The organism is uncultured Microbacterium sp., from assembly GCF_900078385.1.
GTDB lineage: Bacteria > Actinomycetota > Actinomycetes > Actinomycetales > Microbacteriaceae > Microbacterium.
Genome location: NZ_FLQR01000008.1, coordinates 14502 through 29412, shown reverse-complemented (window position 1 = coordinate 29412; position 14911 = coordinate 14502). Strand labels below are relative to the sequence as shown.

At 67.9% G+C, this 14911-nt stretch carries 14 protein-coding genes and 1 tRNA gene; 4 read left to right on the top strand and 11 right to left on the bottom strand.

The features are described from left to right. The first annotated feature begins 101 nt into the window (after nt 1–101). Nucleotides 102–3743, top strand: coding sequence for a serine/threonine-protein kinase (locus QZL85_RS09810; protein WP_295576400.1), 3642 nt, complete (start codon nt 102–104; stop codon nt 3741–3743). Nucleotides 3744–3751: 8 nt separating this feature from the next. On the opposite strand, the gene QZL85_RS09805 is transcribed toward QZL85_RS09810, so the two are convergent. The 8 genes from QZL85_RS09805 to QZL85_RS09770 form a co-directional block, all read right to left on the bottom strand. Further along, a complete protein-coding gene (locus tag QZL85_RS09805) occupies nt 3752–4042 on the bottom strand; it encodes a hypothetical protein (RefSeq protein WP_295576399.1) in 291 nt (96 codons plus the stop codon). Further along, the gene (locus QZL85_RS09800; protein ID WP_295576398.1) at nt 4039–4734 is read right to left on the bottom strand and encodes a DUF2306 domain-containing protein; all 696 of its coding nucleotides are present in this window, start codon (nt 4732–4734) and stop codon (nt 4039–4041) included. The genes QZL85_RS09805 and QZL85_RS09800 overlap by 4 nt, the downstream gene beginning before the upstream one ends. A gap of 115 nt (nt 4735–4849) precedes the next feature. After that, nucleotides 4850–6136, bottom strand: coding sequence for an ABC transporter permease (locus QZL85_RS09795; protein WP_295576397.1), 1287 nt, complete (start codon nt 6134–6136; stop codon nt 4850–4852). After that, nucleotides 6133–6846: an ABC transporter ATP-binding protein gene (locus QZL85_RS09790; protein ID WP_295576396.1), complete on the bottom strand. Its 714-nt coding sequence runs from the start codon at nt 6844–6846 to the stop codon at nt 6133–6135. The genes QZL85_RS09795 and QZL85_RS09790 overlap by 4 nt, the downstream gene beginning before the upstream one ends. After that, the gene (locus QZL85_RS09785; RefSeq protein ID WP_295576395.1) at nt 6843–7232 is read right to left on the bottom strand and encodes a DUF805 domain-containing protein; all 390 of its coding nucleotides are present in this window, start codon (nt 7230–7232) and stop codon (nt 6843–6845) included. The genes QZL85_RS09790 and QZL85_RS09785 overlap by 4 nt, the downstream gene beginning before the upstream one ends. Next, a complete protein-coding gene (locus tag QZL85_RS09780; protein ID WP_295576394.1) occupies nt 7229–8290 on the bottom strand; it encodes an NAD(P)-dependent alcohol dehydrogenase in 1062 nt (353 codons plus the stop codon). Before QZL85_RS09780 ends, QZL85_RS09785 begins: the two co-directional genes overlap by 4 nt. 712 nt (nt 8291–9002) lie before the next feature. After that, a tRNA-Ser gene (locus QZL85_RS09775) sits at nt 9003–9093 on the bottom strand. 47 nt (nt 9094–9140) lie between these two features. Beyond that, the gene (locus QZL85_RS09770) at nt 9141–9839 is read right to left on the bottom strand and encodes a DUF899 family protein (protein WP_295576393.1); all 699 of its coding nucleotides are present in this window, start codon (nt 9837–9839) and stop codon (nt 9141–9143) included. Nucleotides 9840–9924: 85 nt separating this feature from the next. On the opposite strand from QZL85_RS09770, the gene QZL85_RS09765 reads away from it, so the two are divergent. The 3 genes from QZL85_RS09765 (at nt 9925) to radA (ending at nt 12979) form a co-directional block, all read left to right on the top strand. Then, on the top strand, nt 9925–10524 hold the full coding sequence (locus QZL85_RS09765) for a TetR/AcrR family transcriptional regulator (RefSeq protein WP_295576392.1): 600 nt from the start codon (nt 9925–9927) through the stop codon (nt 10522–10524). A 68-nt stretch (nt 10525–10592) separates the two neighbouring features. Next, complete coding sequence (locus tag QZL85_RS09760) at nt 10593–11546, top strand: L-lactate dehydrogenase (RefSeq protein WP_295576390.1); 954 nt, start codon at nt 10593–10595, stop codon at nt 11544–11546. Nucleotides 11547–11620: 74 nt separating this feature from the next. Next, nucleotides 11621–12979, top strand: a complete 1359-nt coding sequence (gene radA, locus QZL85_RS09755; protein WP_295576389.1) for a DNA repair protein RadA — start codon at nt 11621–11623, stop codon at nt 12977–12979. Between the two features lie 4 nt (nt 12980–12983). Here radA and QZL85_RS09750 read toward each other — a convergent pair whose 3' ends face one another. From QZL85_RS09750 to QZL85_RS09740, 3 genes are all read right to left on the bottom strand, one after another. After that, nucleotides 12984–13388: a dehydrogenase gene (locus QZL85_RS09750; RefSeq protein WP_295576388.1), complete on the bottom strand. Its 405-nt coding sequence runs from the start codon at nt 13386–13388 to the stop codon at nt 12984–12986. Between the two features lie 311 nt (nt 13389–13699). Then, on the bottom strand, nt 13700–14362 hold the full coding sequence (locus tag QZL85_RS09745) for a hypothetical protein (protein WP_295576387.1): 663 nt from the start codon (nt 14360–14362) through the stop codon (nt 13700–13702). 46 nt (nt 14363–14408) lie between these two features. Beyond that, a complete protein-coding gene (locus QZL85_RS09740) occupies nt 14409–14909 on the bottom strand; it encodes an amino-acid N-acetyltransferase (RefSeq protein ID WP_295576386.1) in 501 nt (166 codons plus the stop codon). Between the last annotated feature and the right edge of the window lie 2 nt (nt 14910–14911).

The following is a 14911-nucleotide window of genomic DNA, read 5'->3' as shown; positions in this document are numbered from 1 at the left end:
ACGGTTGCCCGTGCAGGTCTCGCGTGGCACCGCTCCGCGAGCGGTCTTCGGGAGGGATCGGTCATCATGGATGCGTCGATCTGTGGCTCGGGAATCACTCAATGACTGTTCAGCCGGGGATGGCGCTGGCTGACCGCTACGAGCTGGCAAGTCGGATCGCGGTCGGCGGCATGGGTGAGGTGTGGAAAGCCTCGGACCGGGTCATCGGCCGCACCGTCGCGGTGAAGATCCTCAAGGCCGAGCTGGTCGAAGCGCCCGGCTTCCTGGAGCGCTTCCGCGCCGAAGGCCGACATGCGGCGCTGGTGGACCATGACGGCATCGCGCGGGTGTACGACTATGGCGAAGCGGACGGGACCGCGTTCCTGGTCATGGAGCTGGTCAACGGCGAGCCGCTTTCCGCCGTCCTGCGGCGGGAGGCGCCACTGCGGCCAGACCGCGTCCTGGACATCGTCGCGCAGACGGCGCGCGCCCTGCACAGTGCTCACGAAGCGGGCCTCGTACACCGTGACATTAAGCCGGAGAACCTGCTGCTCACTGCCGATGGCCGGGTGAAGATCACGGACTTCGGTATTGCACGCGTCGCGGATCAAATCCCCTTTACCGTCGCCGGGCAGGTCATGGGGACAGTGCAGTACATCTCTCCGGAGCAGGTCAGTGGCCGACCGGTGACGGCGGCCAGCGACATCTACTCACTGGGCGTCGTCGCCTACGAGGCGCTCGTGGGACGGCGTCCGTTCACCGGCGAGTCGCCCGTCGCGATCGCCCTGGCGCAGGTGAACGACGCTCCGCCACCGATGCCACCCGACGTGCCACCCCCTGCGCGCGACCTGGTTCTGTCTTGCCTGGCGAAAGACCCTGCGAAGCGCCCGCGATCGGCCGCGGACCTCGCGCGATCGGCCGAGCAGCTCCGCGGCACCTTGGCGGCAGCCACGGGAGTCGTTCAAGGCGCCGAGCCGATGGCATCCGCGAGTCAGCAGCCCAGAACGCTGTCATCACGTCCGCTGCTGCAGACGAAGCTCTACCGACCGAGAGCACGGCGAGGGGCTGTGTCACGCCCGCGACTGTTGGAGCAGCTTGATCGAGGACTGGCATCGAACGTGACGGTCGTCTCGGCGCCGGCGGGTTTCGGCAAGTCGACCCTGCTTGCCGACTGGCTTGCTGAGGCCTCCGCTCGTGGAAATGGCGATCTCGCCGCGGCGTGGCTGTCGCTCGATGCAGGTGACGACGATCCGGCGGCGTTCTGGACATACGTGATCGCATCCCTACGGACGATCGCGCCGGGGGTGGGGGCCGAGGCGCTCGCGCTGGTGGAAACACCCGGCCCGGTCGCGCCTCAAACACTGCTCACCGGGCTCCTCAACGACCTCTCCGCCGTCGCACGCGAACTCGTTCTCGTGATCGACGACTATCACGTCATCCAAAGCGGTCCGGTGCACGACGGGCTCGCGTTCTTGATAGCCAGTCTGCCGCCGAACGTCCACCTCGTGCTTGCGAGCCGCGCTGATCCTCCACTTCCCCTCGCTCGGCTGCGGGCTCGCGGTGATCTCGTCGAGGTACGCGCGGCAGACCTGCGCTTCACCACCGATGAGGCGTCCGACTATCTCACCCACTCCATGGGGCTGCCGCTGACGCCGCAGCAGATCTCCACGCTCGACGATCGCACGGAGGGCTGGATCGCGGCGCTCCAGCTCGCCGCCCTCTCGATGCGCGGTCGAGATGACATCGCCGATTTCGTCGCCGGGTTCGCCGGAGACGACCGATACATCGTCGACTACCTGATCGAGGAGGTGTTACAGAACCAGCCGCCGGAGGTGCGCTCGTTCCTGTTGCACACCTCGATTCTCGGCCGTATGAATGCGCCTCTCGCTGATGCAGTCACCGGGCGTGGAGACGGCAGGGCGATGCTGGAGGCGCTTGATCGGGGCAACCTGTTCCTTGTGCCGCTCGATGACCACCGTCATTGGTATCGCTACCACCACTTGTTCGCGGAGGTGCTGCGGGCGCGGCTGACCGAGGAGCAGCCTGACTCGGTGCCCGAATTGCACCGCCGGGCGAGTGCGTGGCATGAGCAGCACGGCGAGCAGGACTCGGCGATCCAGCACGCCCTGGCTGCGCCGGATCACGCCCTGGCGGCGCGGCTGATCGAGGCGGCCATGCCGGCGATCGCGCGGGACCGCCGGGAACCGACGCTGCGCGGCTGGATGGAGGCGCTGCCCGATGAGATCTTCCGTACACGGCCTGTCCTCAGTCTGGGCTTCGCCGGCGCGCTGCTGTCGACCGGTGAAGTGGCCGGTGTGGAGGCGCGACTGAGGGACGCGGAACGATGGACGAATGCGCCAGACGGGAGCGGGCCCGATCCCGACCAGCTGATCGTGGTCGATGCGGACGAGTTCCGGCGCTTGCCAGGCTCGATCGCGATCTACCGGTCGGGGCAGGCGCTGGCTCGCGGAGATGCGAAGGCGACCGTCGCATACGCTCGGCAGGCGCTCGACCTGCTCGACGAGGACGACCAGTATCGCCGGGGCGCGGCCGCAGCGCTGGAGGGACTGGCGCTGTGGGGAAGCGGCGACCTGAACGGCGCGTACGAGGGCTACGCCGAGTCCGTCTCGAGCTTTCGCCGCTCCGGGCATATCGCCGACGTGCTCGGTTGCACGGTCACCCTGGCTGATATTCGACTGACGCAGGGCCGGCTGCGCGACGCGATGACGAGCTACGAGACAGCCCTGCAGTTGGCGCTCGATCAGACGTCGCCGGTCCGCCGCGGCATCCCGGACATGCATGTCGGCATGAGCACGATCCTGTACGAACGCGGGGATCTGGAGGCGGCGCTCGCGCACCTCGAGTTCGGTGCGGCCCGGGGGGACGCTGAGGGATTGCCGAAGTACCGCTACCGTTCGAGACTGGCCATGGCTCAGCTGCGCCAAGCGCGAGGAGACCTGGCCGGCGCGGTCTTGCTCCTGGATGAAGCAGAGCACTTCTTCGTGGCCGACATGGGCCCCGTCGTCCGCCCCGTTCCCGCGACGAGAGCGCGAGTCTGGCTGCAGCAGGGCAAGATCGCCGAAGCCCTCCAATGGGCCGACGGCGCCGGACTGTTCCCGACAGACGATCTCGACTATCTCCGCGAATACGAGCACATCACGCTCGCGAGGGCGCTGCTCGCGCAGCATCGCCGCCTGCGCGAAGAGCAGCCGCTTCGCGACGCGTCGGCGCTCCTGGCCCGTCTTCTCCAGGCGGCGGAGACCGGGGGAAGAACCGGAAGCGCCCTGGAGATCCTCGTGCTGCAGGCTCTGGCATACCGGGCGGAGGGCAAAGTTCCCGATGCCGGTGCGGCGCTGGAGCGGGCTCTGCTGCTCGCCGAGCCTGAGGGATACGCACGCCTCTTCGTCGACGAGGGCGCGACGATGGCTGGCCTCCTTGAGGCGATGGCGTCCAGGATTGCTGTACGGGCATATGCGCGACGGCTTCTGGGCCTGTTCGGCAACGAGGCCGCCGCGCCGAGCAGCGATCGAGGGGCCGGTCTCGCGGAGCCGTTGAGCGAACGCGAGCGGGAGGTGCTACGGCTTCTGGCAACGGAGATGAGCGGTCCCGAGATCGCCCGTCTGCTCGTCGTGTCGCTGCACACGGTGCGCACACACACGAAGCGGATCTACACCAAGCTCGGGGTCAACAGCCGGCGAGCGGCCGTCGTGCGCGCCGAGGAACTCGGCGAGCTCGGGCGGCGCGGGCAGATACCACCCGCTTAGGATCGCCGTCAGTCGTCTGAATCGGCGCCTGTGGCCGCTGGTGCTGCGTTGTGCGTACCGCCTAGTGGTGCCACGTCAATCCGCCGCACCGCAAGGAGGACCATCCCGAGATCGCGGATCTTGATCAGGATGCCGTGCAGCGCGGCCTGGTCGGCGACAGGACCTCGGATGGTGGTCGTCCCGTCAGGCTCGCGAGTCATCGTCAGGCCGCCGAACCATTCGGCCCAGCGACCATCCAGGTGCCGGTCGACACGCAGTTCGTAGCAGTCGGGTTCGTCGCGAGCAGTTGCCGGAGTCATGCGCGCACCGCGGTTCGGTCGGCGGTCCGGCGGGCTGCGCGTCGGAGCGTGCGGCGGATCAGCCACTCGGCTACCGCGAGATTGATCGCCCAGCCCGCTCCGTTCAGTAAGGCGATGCTCAGCTCGCTCCTGCCGAAGATCGCCTCGCCGAAGCCGAGGGCGAACACCTGGGTGGCGGCGCCGAGACCGATGGCGAAGGCGCGGATCATCCACGCTTGGTGCTGCGGGAGCCGGCGCTGCCGAATGGCACGGAATCCGAGGATGATGAACATCGCCATGCCGGCCGCCGCCAGAAGCCGGAAGAGGAACAGCAGCGGAGAGGACTCCGCCAGCGTGGCGAATGCCAGCCAGACTCCCGAGGCTGCCGCGAGAAGGGCCGCCAGAATCGCCACTCGGCCGGCGATCCGGTGCCAGGACGGCCGGCGTCTCCGGAGACCTCCCGAGAACTGGAGGGCGCCAAGGACGACGAAGACGGTCGCGCCGACGACGTGCAGAATGACCGGAAGAGTCATCCCGCCGTCGCCGCCGGAGGACGAACCGTCTGGGGCGACGGCGAGGGCGACTCGTCGGAGCGCGTTGGCGAGGATGGGGATGAGCCCGAACACAATCAGCCCGGCCGGAAGCAGCCAGCCGGCACGGCGCTTCCGCACGGGCCGGACGGGAGGCGTCGCGTGTGAAGTCTCGAGGTTCATCTCTGCTCCTGGTCGGCGTGGTCCGCATCATGTGCGGGTCGGTGACTGCAAGCTACGCAGCCATGTGGTGAGGCGGCATCCACAGTTGTGGTGATCGTCATGGTGATCCGGCCGCTCACTCGTAACGGAGTGCGTCGATCGGGTTCTGACGGGCTGCCCGCCGAGCCGGCAGGGTGCCGGCGAGGAACGCGATGAGCATCACAGTTAGCAGGATCGACGCGACCGGCACGACTTCGAAGCGCAGCACCTGCAAGCCTTCGAGATCGGTGAGGAACCTGTCGACGATGAGGCCGTTCGCTACGGTGCCGATCCCGATGGCAGCTGCCGCGCCGAGGACACTGCCGAGGAAGCCGATGAAGACCGCCTCCGTGCTGAACAGTGCGTATATGCTTCTGCCTCGCATTCCCATCGCCTTCATCAGCCCGATTTCGCGAGTGCGTTCCTGCACGCTCATGAGGAGGGTGTTGACGATGCCGAATCCGGCGGCGATGAGCGCGATGACGGCGAAGGAGTTCAGCACCGCGATGATGCCGTCCACCACCGTCTGGATCACTCCGATCTGGTCCGATACTGTGGCTGCCTCGAACCCTTGGTCCGCGAGGGCTGCTTGGATCGCGTCGATCTGAGCTTCGGTCGCGTCCGGGCTGAAATGCGCGATGGCGACGACGGACTGCTCAGACGTCGCGGCCGGCTGACCGATGCTCTGGATAGCGTGCAGTTGTTCGACGAGGGCGTCGTTGAGTGCGGCCCCGGAGGCGAGGATCGTCTCGTTCTGCACACCTGCGACCGTGGCGACGACTTCGTGCAGCTCTCCGGTGTAGTCGGCTATCCCGATCCGCACGGTCGTTCCCACGGCACGGTCCGCATCCCCGTATCCCAGGGCGTGGACGTAGGAGCTGACCAGCAGGATCTGGGGATCGGCGCCCGTGTTGTCCAGTTGGGCGCCCGCCGCCAGGTCGGGGGTGGTGAGATTGGCCGAGGCGTTCACGTCGAGCATGTACTTGCCGCGGTGGTCGTACTCGATGTAGCGGGGATTGACCTGTCGCACGCTGCTCAAATCGAGAATGCCTTCGACGCTTCGGATGGCGTCGAGATCCTGATCGGTCAGGGGCTCGGTCTCGAACTGGGCAAGATCGGCGCCGACGATCGCGGCATCCGGGTCGTATTCGGCTGGCCCTTCCTGCTGCTCAGCCTCCCCACTCGTCTTGGTGATTGTGAGGATGTCCTTGGCGCCGAACGCGCCGATCTGGTTGTCGATGTAGTCGGAGACGCCCGTGCCGATCGCGCTGGTGATGGTCAGCGTGAACGCGCCGATGAAGATGGCAAGTACGGTGAAAGTGGTCCGCGCCTTGCTGCGCAGGGTGTTGCCGACCGCGGTGGTAAGCAGGTCAGAGATGTTCATGCGAATGCTCCGATCAGTTCGGGAAGTACTTCTCTGCCATCGCTGATGTGGATCTGGCGGTCGCAGCGCGCAGCGAGTTCGGTGTCGTGCGTCACCACGACGAGGGTGATGCCGCTGTCTTTGTTCAACCGGAAGAGGATGTCTTCGACCAGGCGGCCGGTCACGGTGTCGAGGTTGCCGGTCGGCTCGTCCGCAAAAATGAGCTGGGGGTTGTTCACGAGCGCGCGGGCGATCACGGCACGCTGCTTCTGACCACCCGAGAGGCTGACGGCCTTGTTCTTGGCTTTGTCGGCCATCTCCAGCTGGTCCAGCACCGCCATTCCCCGTACTTGCCGCTCGCGACGTCCCACGCCGGCGATCTTCAACGGCAGGATGACGTTCTCCAGGACGCTGGCGTTCGGATTGAGGAAGAACTGCTGGAACACGAACCCGAAAGTCTCGTTGCGGAATCGGCTGATCTGCCGGGAGCTGAGGTTTGCGACGTCCACTCCCCCGACACGCAACGTTCCGTGGTCGGGTTGATCGAGGAGCGCCAGCAGGTGCATCAGCGTGGACTTGCCGGATCCGCTCTTCCCGACGATCGCGACGGATTCCCCGTGCGCGACCTGGAAGGACACGCCCTTCAGCGCGTCGAACCGGTTGGCACCTCGCCCGTAGGAACGGCGGAGGTCATGGACGTCCAGAAGCGCGGCGGTGCTTTCGGCGCTCATCGGAGGACCTCCGCAGGGGTGACGGACACCGGCGCGGTGAGGCGGGTCGTGGACGGCTGCGAGCACAGCACGGCCAGCACGATCGCCCCGACTACGGGAAAGAAGACCCAGAAGATGTGTCCCCAACTGGAGCCGGAGTCCCGGAGGCGCCGGACGGTCACGGCAAGCGTGGGCAGCAGGACAGCGAGCTGCCAGACGGGAGTGAGCGTCGGCGCGCTGAAGGTCGTGCCGTCCACGGGAGGAAATGTCGGCACGGGGAGGGCGGCGAGAGCGGCGGCGACGAGCACGGTGAAGAGGATCCACCACCAGAACTCCGACCGGCTCGCGGTGCCGGAGAAGTCGGCGTAGCGGTGGAAGCCGTGACGGATGGATTGCGGGAACGTCATGAGGTGTGCCTTTCGGATGATGTGGCGGGATAAGTAGGTGCTGCGAGGCGGTCGGTCGCTGCGGTAGCCGAGGCGGTTTCGGTCGCTTCGGCGATGTTGATCACGACGCTTCCGCGCTTGCGGCCTGTGTCCACAAACCGGTGCGCCTGGGCAATGTCGTCCAAGGGATACGAGCGGTCGATGACGGGCCGGATGTCTCCGACCTCGGCGAGGTACATGACGTGCTGCAGGTCGGCAGCCCGGTAGGAGCCGGGGCCTGTAACGACCGTGATGCCGTGTCGTCGGGCGTCGCGCTTGGCGTTGAGGAGCGAGCGCAGGTCGGCGGCGACCAGGAGCACCGCGCCACCGGGGCGCACGGAGCGTGCCACCCTGCTGACGGGCGCGTTGCCGACGCAGTCGACGATCACGTCGTAGTTGGTTCCGTCGGCGGTGAAGTCGTGACTGCGGTAGTCGATGGTGCGCTGCGCGCCGAGGTCCGTCACCAACGCATGGTTCGGTTCACTGCAGACGGCTGTCACGTGAGCGCCCACCGCGCTGGCGATCTGCACGAACGCGGAACCGACCGCGCCCGACGCTCCGTTGACGAGGATCGAGGTGCCGGCCTGAACCGTCGTCTGGTTGAGGTACGCCTGGGCTGTGATGCCGCCGAAGATGAGGCTGGCTGCCTCGTCGAACCCGAGGCCGCGGGGCTTGTGGACCACCGCGTCGGTGGCCTTGACGAGTGCGTACTCGGCGTGGCCGCCGAAGCGGCTGCCGAGCATTGCCGCCACCTCGTCGCCCGGTGCGAACCCGTGAACGTCGTCGCCGGTCTTCTCGACGATGCCGGCGGCCTCCATTCCGAGCACGGGCCGCCGGGGCCGGAAGAACCCCAGCACCAGAGAGCTCGGCAGTGCGAGCCCGGCGGGGATGTCCCGGGAGCGGGAGCGATAGTCGGCGGCACTCACGGTGGAGGCGTGGACGCGGATGAGGAGTTCGTCGGGCTTCGGTTCGAGGTCGGCGATGTGCTCGATGTGGACGACATCGGGTCCGCCGAATCGGCGGTAGACAGCAGCTTTCATGGTGGCTCTCCAAGATGTGTTGTGGTTCCGGGCGGTGCTCTTGATTGAGCAACGTATGAATCAAGGTGGGGACTAGGCATCACCACATGTGGGGATCTTGTGCGGGTCATCACGCAGGAGCGGCAAATCCCTCCGCGGTGCGGGGCGGCTCGACTGAAGGCGGCCAACCTTCTGCCGATCGTGGAATGCCCCGAACACTTCTCTAGGACTGAGCGATGTGTACGTTTTCACCGGCGCACGCGACCGGCGACGATCTACAAGAACCCGCCACCGGCGACGATCTCGAAAGAGATGATCGGCGGCGGGCGAAGCGGACCGGCTCGCGTGACCGGTGGCGCTCGCGGTGGGTAGGTCGTGCCCGCAGCGCGCTCACCGCACGGTGCCACCAATGACCTGCGACGCTGGGACGACCGTGGGCATCATCCCCACCGTCAGCATGTTCGACGCTTTCCCCGAAGACGCCGGAGTCCCTGAGCCCGACGGTCCGGTGCTTGTTGCCACTCCGTTGCCACGAATCCGCTGAATCACGGGAGCGGGGGCGGATCGCCCAAGCGGTCAACGCCGGTCCCGGGTGGCCCAATCGAGGCGCAGGTGTCGCTCAGGTCGAAGAACCCCTGGTCGCGCGGCAACAAAATGGCAACATCCGAGCTACATCCAAATAGAACGAAACCCACTCAAGTCGATCAGACTGATCAGTTTGAGTGGGCTTCAGTGGCGGTGACGGTGGGATTTGAACCCACGGTAGGGGGTTACCCTACACAACTTTTCGAGAGTTGCACCTTCGGCCGCTCGGACACGTCACCGCCGTATAGCTTACGACACGCCGGGGGATGCCGCGAACCGCGTCGACTCAGCCGGCATCCGGCCCGTAGAGCCGCGCGATGTCGGGCGAGTCGAGCCATCGCTCGTAGGTCGACGACTGTGGCCACCCCTGCGGCGAGTCCTGCCACTCCTCCTGCCGCCCCCACGGCAGGAGGTCGAGGAACGGGAACGTGTGACTCAGCTGCTCCGTGCCGCGGCCGTTCGTATGCCACGTGCGGTAGACCTTGTCCCCGTCGCGCAGGAAGACATTGACGGCGAACCCACCGCCGGGAGGGGCGTCCATGTCGGAGCCGAACGGACTGTCGGCCGTGGAGTACCAGTCCATGCGGTTGCCGACCTTCTCGCGATACGCGAGGGCGTCTTCGATCCGCCCCTGCGTCACGATGACGAACCGGGCGTCGTACGGCTCGAGGAAGTCGAGGCGGGTGAACTGCGACGTGTAGCCGGTGCATCCTCCGCACTGCCATTCCGCGTCGTCGCGCCACATGTGGTGGTAGGTGATCAGTTGCGAGCGACCTGCGAAGACGTCCACGAGGCGAACCGGCCCATCCTTCCCGACGAGCGTGTATTCCGGGAGCTCGACCATCGGCAGTCGCCGCCGCTGAGCGGCGATCGCATCGAGCTCGCGGGTGGCCGCCTTCTCTCGTACGCGCAGATCGGCGAGTTCGCGCTGCCACGTCTCGATATCGACGATCGGTGGAAGAGTGTGCGTTTCGACGATGGCCATGAGCCCTCCTTTGCGCGCGGACGTCCCTGTCCCGCGGTATGTTGACAGCGTACACATTGGGATCGACGCGTCAAGAGGGGCTCCGATGACCCGCATCGGCTATCACCACGGAGATCTCCGTCGCGCACTGCTGGACGCGGCCCTGGAACTGGCGCGGGCGGGCGGGCGGGATGCCGTCGTGCTACGGGATGCGGCTCGACGAGCGGATGTCTCCCCCAACGCCGTCTACCGCCACTTCGCCAGCCGCGATGAGCTTCTCGCGGGCGTCGCACAGCGCGTGCAGGAGGCGATGGCCGCGCGGATGCACTCCTTCGAGTCGCCCCCGCCCCTGATCGGCAGCGTCGCGCGGAGCCGGCTCCGCGCCGTGGGGCTCGGGTACATCGCGTTCGCACTCGAGGAGCCGGGTTGGTTCGACGCGGCGTTCTCCGAGCTCACCGCTCAGCCCGTCGCGGAGTCCTCGCCGCCCCCGCCTCTCGCGCTCCTCATGGCGGCGCTGGACGGTCTCGTGGATGCCGGCGAGCTGTCGGTCGAGGCGCGCACCGGCGCCGAGTGGCCGTGCTGGTCGACGGTGCACGGCTTCGCGCTGCTGGCGTTGCGCGGTCCGCTCCGCGCCCACTCACCCGCAACCGTGCGCGCTGCCGCCGCACGGGCGGTCGACGCGGTGATCGACGGCCTGCTGCTCTGACGCAGGGTTCCCGACGCCGAAGCTCCGCGCGGTGGCAGCCCGTTCTCCGCCCTGCCAGACTGAACCCCATGAGCGTGATCGAGAACTCGAAACTGACCGTCGTCGGCGCGGGAGCGGTCGGATCGAGCGTGGCGTACGCCGCCCTCATCCGCGGGTCGGCCCGTCACGTCGCGCTATACGACATCGCAGCGGAGAAGACAGAGGCCGAGGTGCTCGACCTCGCGCACGGCGCCCAGTTCACCGGCTCCAGCGACATCATCGGCGGTGCCGACATCTCCGTCGCGGCCGGCTCGCACGTCGTCGTGATCACGGCAGGCGCCAAGCAGAAGCCGGGCCAGACCCGCATCGAACTGGCGGGCGTGAACGCGAACATCCTCAAGTCGATGATGCCGCGACTCCTCGATGTCGCCCCCGACGCGACCTACGTCATCGTCACCAACCCCTGCGACGTCCTGACCGTCCTCTCCCAGGAGGCCACCGGCCTCCCCTATGAGCGCATCTTCGCCTCCGGCACCGTGCTCGACACCTCGCGCTTGCGGTGGAAGCTCGCACAGCGCGCCGGGGTCTCGATCTCGAGCGTCCACGCCTACATCGTCGGCGAGCACGGCGACACGGAGTTCCCGCTCTGGTCGCACGCGACGATCGGCACCGTCCCGATCCTCGACTGGGAGCCGCTGGACGGTCAGCCCAGGTTCACCGTCGACGAACTCGACCAGATCGCGGTCGACGTGCGCGACGCCGCCTACAAGGTCATCCAGGGCAAGGGCGCCACCAACTACGCCATCGGCCTCTCCAGCGCCCGCATCGTCGAGGCCGTGCTGAACGACGAGCACGCCGTCATGCCGGTGTCCACGGTGCTCGACGACTTCCACGGTGTGAGCGGCGTCGCGCTCTCGGTGCCGTCCGTGGTGAGCCGCACCGGCGCCGCGCCCATCCGGACGACCGCCTTCTCGCCCAGCGAGCTCGGCCTCTTCCGCCGGTCGGCGGATGCGCTGCGTGAGGTCGCCGACACTCTGCGCTGACCGCTCCCGCACCTCTCGGCGGACCCGCCCACGGGCGGACCGGCGGTGTCGCGGGCGCGACGTACGCTGATCGCATGGCAACCCGACGACCCGTGGCGACGACCGCCTTCCGCTGCACCGAGTGCGGCTGGACCGCCGCCAAGTGGGTCGGTCGCTGCGGCGAGTGCCAGCAGTGGGGAACCGTGGTCGAGGCGGCCACCGCGACGGGCATCGTGCACACCGTGTCGGCTCTCGCGCCGACACGCTCGGCCCGTCCCATCACGCAGATCGACACGAGCGAGACGCCGCGGCGGACGAGCGGGGTCGGCGAGTTCGATCGCGTCCTCGGCGGCGGGATCGTCCCGGGCGCCGCCATCCTGCTGTCCGGCGAGCCGGGGGTCGGAAAGTCGACCCTGCTGCTCGAAGTCGCCGCGCAGAGCGCGCGGGCCGGTCGCCGCGTCCTGTACGCCAGCGCGGAGGAGTCGCTCGGGCAGGTGCGGCTGCGCGCCGAGCGCACCGGCGCCCTGCACGACGAGCTGTACCTCGCGAGCGAGACCGATCTCGCCACGATCCTCGGCCACATCGACGAAACGCGCCCCGAACTGCTCATCGTCGATTCGGTGCAGACCGTCTCGTCCTCGCTGAGCGACGGCGTGGCCGGCCATCCCAGCCAGGTGCGGGAGGTGGCATCCACCCTCATCCGCATCGCGAAGGAACGCGACCTCCCCGTCATCATCGTCGGGCACGTCACGAAGGACGGGTCGATCGCGGGGCCGCGCATCCTCGAGCATCTCGTCGACGTCGTGTGCCACTTCGAGGGCGACCGGCAGACCTCGCTGCGGTTCGTCCGAGCGCTCAAGAACCGGTTCGGGGCCACCGACGAGGTGGGCTGCTTCGACATGACCGGTGCCGGCATCGAAGGGGTCAGCGACCCGAGCGCGCTCTTCCTCGGGCACGGCTCCCGCGAGCCGGGCACCTGCATCACGATCGCCCTGGAGGGGCGCCGTGCCCTCCCGGTCGAAGTGCAGGCGCTGACGCTGACCGCGACCGGGCCGAACCCCCGCCGCATCGTCAGCGGTGTCGACAGTGCCCGGGTCGCGATGATCCTCGCCGTGCTGGAGAAGCGCGCCGGCATCCGTGTATCCGATCAGGATGTCTACGTCTCGACGGTCGGCGGTGTGCGGCTGACCGAACCGGCCGCCGACCTCGCGATCGCCTTGGCCGTCGCGAGCGCCGTGACCGGACGGCACAACCCGCCGAAGCTCGCCGCGATCGGCGAGCTCAGCCTGTCCGGCGAGATCCGCGCCGTCACCCAGCACGACCAGCGCCGCGGCGAGGCGGCGCGTCTCGGGTACCGGTCCGTGCTGGACACCGCCTCGAAGGACCTACGCCGCGCGCTGGGCGATCTCGCGCGTCTGCACACCCCCGACCCGGGGGATGCGCCCGGGTTCTGAGTCGCTACGCCTCGAGCGCGGCGAGCAGATCCGCGGGCGATGCCTGCAGCGGATGCGGTCCCGCGATGTCGAAGAACACCGTCGTGATCTCCGACTTATGCGTGCTGAGGAATGCACGCAGCCAGCCCGGCGACTGCAGTGCCACGGCGGGCGGGAGCGTGGCGGGCTTGTGCGTCGCGTCACTGAACAGCAGGAGCGCGACGTCTCCCGTTCGCGGGTCGCGGTACGTCCACACGTCGCCGCCGTCGAGCGGGTCTTCACGCTGCCCCGGGCGGAGGAGGGGAACGACCGTCGGACCATGCCGGAGCGCGAACGCCAGGGCGGCGAAGTCCTGCGTCTGCAGGGCGTCGGCCAGCTGCGTGTTGCGGAACTCCAGGGGTTCCTTCGCGGAGCGCTTCTTCCCAGCCATGACGACAAGCCTAGAGAAAGTGAGGGGCCCTCTCGGTCCCCCCATTGGGGACTGGGGGAATCGAGAGGGCCCATTGCTCACCGGGCGGGGGATCCGAGTCGAACCTCTGGGGTTGGCCCGACGACCGATGCTGGGGACAACGGGGGTCGCCGCGGGAGCTGATTACAGGGTACGCAACCTGACGGAAACATGCGTCCCCCATTCGGAGGACAATTCATGAGAATGTTCTCAGGAAGGTCTGGAAACGGGCTGAAAAGGCGCCAGATGCCTGCTCAAACCCCCGATCGGGGCGACTTATGCCCACCAAAGCATCAGCGAAGCTGAAAGTATCGGGTGTCGGCGGCTTCGATGCCGCCGATCGAGACGGACAGGTGATACGACCCGGGGAGCGCCCGGGGCCGATCCTTCTTGTCGCACGTGTCGACGGATGAACGGGTGCGGCTCCATTCCAACGGGGTCGCGCTGGAGACCGTCTGGCCGGCCGCGATCTGCACGACCTGATCGCTGGACTCGGTCTGGCAGTCCGTCGACCGCCACCACACGTCGCTGCCGCTCGTGATCTCGAACTTCTGCGTCGTGGTGCCCACGTTCATGAGGCATGGCTCGTCGCCCTCATTGGAGATCGTGATCGACAGCTTCGGCAGCTCATCGCCGCCGTAGGAGTCTTTGTCCGTCACCGCGAGCACGGAGATGTCGCTCGTCGTGCACGGCGCGATCGTCGCCGCACTCTCGCTCGCGCTCGGAGTGGGAGCAGGTGGCGTCGGCGCGGACGTCGTCGGCGTCGCGGACGTGGTCGGCGTCGCGGACGGCGACGTCGAGACCGCCGGTCGGGCCGCATCCCCCGCGCCGCTCCGCCACGGCTGCCAGATCACGACGGCCACGAGCGCGGCGACGGCGAAGACGGCCAGCAGCACGGCGAGACGCCGGCGGCGGTAGACCGCGGGGCTCGGTCGTCGACGCGCAGAGGAGGTCACCTCTTCAGGCTAAGCCGCGGCGCCGCTGCGGCCCGCGGCGGCACGCCTAGAGCTGCTTGAGCATCCGCGTGTTGCCGAGGGTGTTGGGCTTGACGTGGGCGAGGTCGAGGAATTCGGCGACACCCTCGTCGGGGCTGCGCAGCATCTGCGAGTAGACGTCGGACTCCACGACCTGCTCCCCGATCTGCGCGAACCCGCGGCGCGTGAAGAACTCCACCTCGAACGTGAGGCAGAACAGGCGCGAGAGCCCCAGCGCCCGCGCGTTCTCCTCGAGGCGCGCGACGATGGCGCCCCCGACCCCGTGCTGGAGCCAGTCCTCGATGACGATGAGGGTGCGGATCTCGCCGAGGTCCTCCCACATCACATGGAGGGCACCGCATCCGATCAGCTTCCCGTCGGCCTCCGCGACGACGAACTCCTGCACCGATTCGAAGAGCGTGACCGGCTCCTTGCCGAGGAGGATGCGGCGCTGCACCCAGGGATCGAGGATCTCGAGGATGCCGCGGACATCCCCGGTGCGGGCGGGTCGGACGACGAACGAGGTCACCG

Bases quoted from the DNA above. Each gene is read 5' to 3' on its own strand.
- QZL85_RS09810 (WP_295576400.1), top strand. From the start codon at position 102: ATGACTGTTCAGCCGGGGATGGCGCTGGCTGACCGCTACGAGCTGGCA.
- QZL85_RS09805 (WP_295576399.1), bottom strand. From the start codon at position 4,042: ATGACTCCGGCAACTGCTCGCGACGAACCCGACTGCTACGAACTGCGT.
- QZL85_RS09800 (WP_295576398.1), bottom strand. From the start codon at position 4,734: ATGAACCTCGAGACTTCACACGCGACGCCTCCCGTCCGGCCCGTGCGG.
- QZL85_RS09795 (WP_295576397.1), bottom strand. From the start codon at position 6,136: ATGAACATCTCTGACCTGCTTACCACCGCGGTCGGCAACACCCTGCGC.
- QZL85_RS09790 (WP_295576396.1), bottom strand. From the start codon at position 6,846: ATGAGCGCCGAAAGCACCGCCGCGCTTCTGGACGTCCATGACCTCCGC.
- QZL85_RS09785 (WP_295576395.1), bottom strand. From the start codon at position 7,232: ATGACGTTCCCGCAATCCATCCGTCACGGCTTCCACCGCTACGCCGAC.
- QZL85_RS09780 (WP_295576394.1), bottom strand. From the start codon at position 8,290: ATGAAAGCTGCTGTCTACCGCCGATTCGGCGGACCCGATGTCGTCCAC.
- QZL85_RS09770 (WP_295576393.1), bottom strand. From the start codon at position 9,839: ATGGCCATCGTCGAAACGCACACTCTTCCACCGATCGTCGATATCGAG.
- QZL85_RS09765 (WP_295576392.1), top strand. From the start codon at position 9,925: ATGACCCGCATCGGCTATCACCACGGAGATCTCCGTCGCGCACTGCTG.
- QZL85_RS09760 (WP_295576390.1), top strand. From the start codon at position 10,593: ATGAGCGTGATCGAGAACTCGAAACTGACCGTCGTCGGCGCGGGAGCG.
- radA (WP_295576389.1), top strand. From the start codon at position 11,621: ATGGCAACCCGACGACCCGTGGCGACGACCGCCTTCCGCTGCACCGAG.
- QZL85_RS09750 (WP_295576388.1), bottom strand. From the start codon at position 13,388: ATGGCTGGGAAGAAGCGCTCCGCGAAGGAACCCCTGGAGTTCCGCAAC.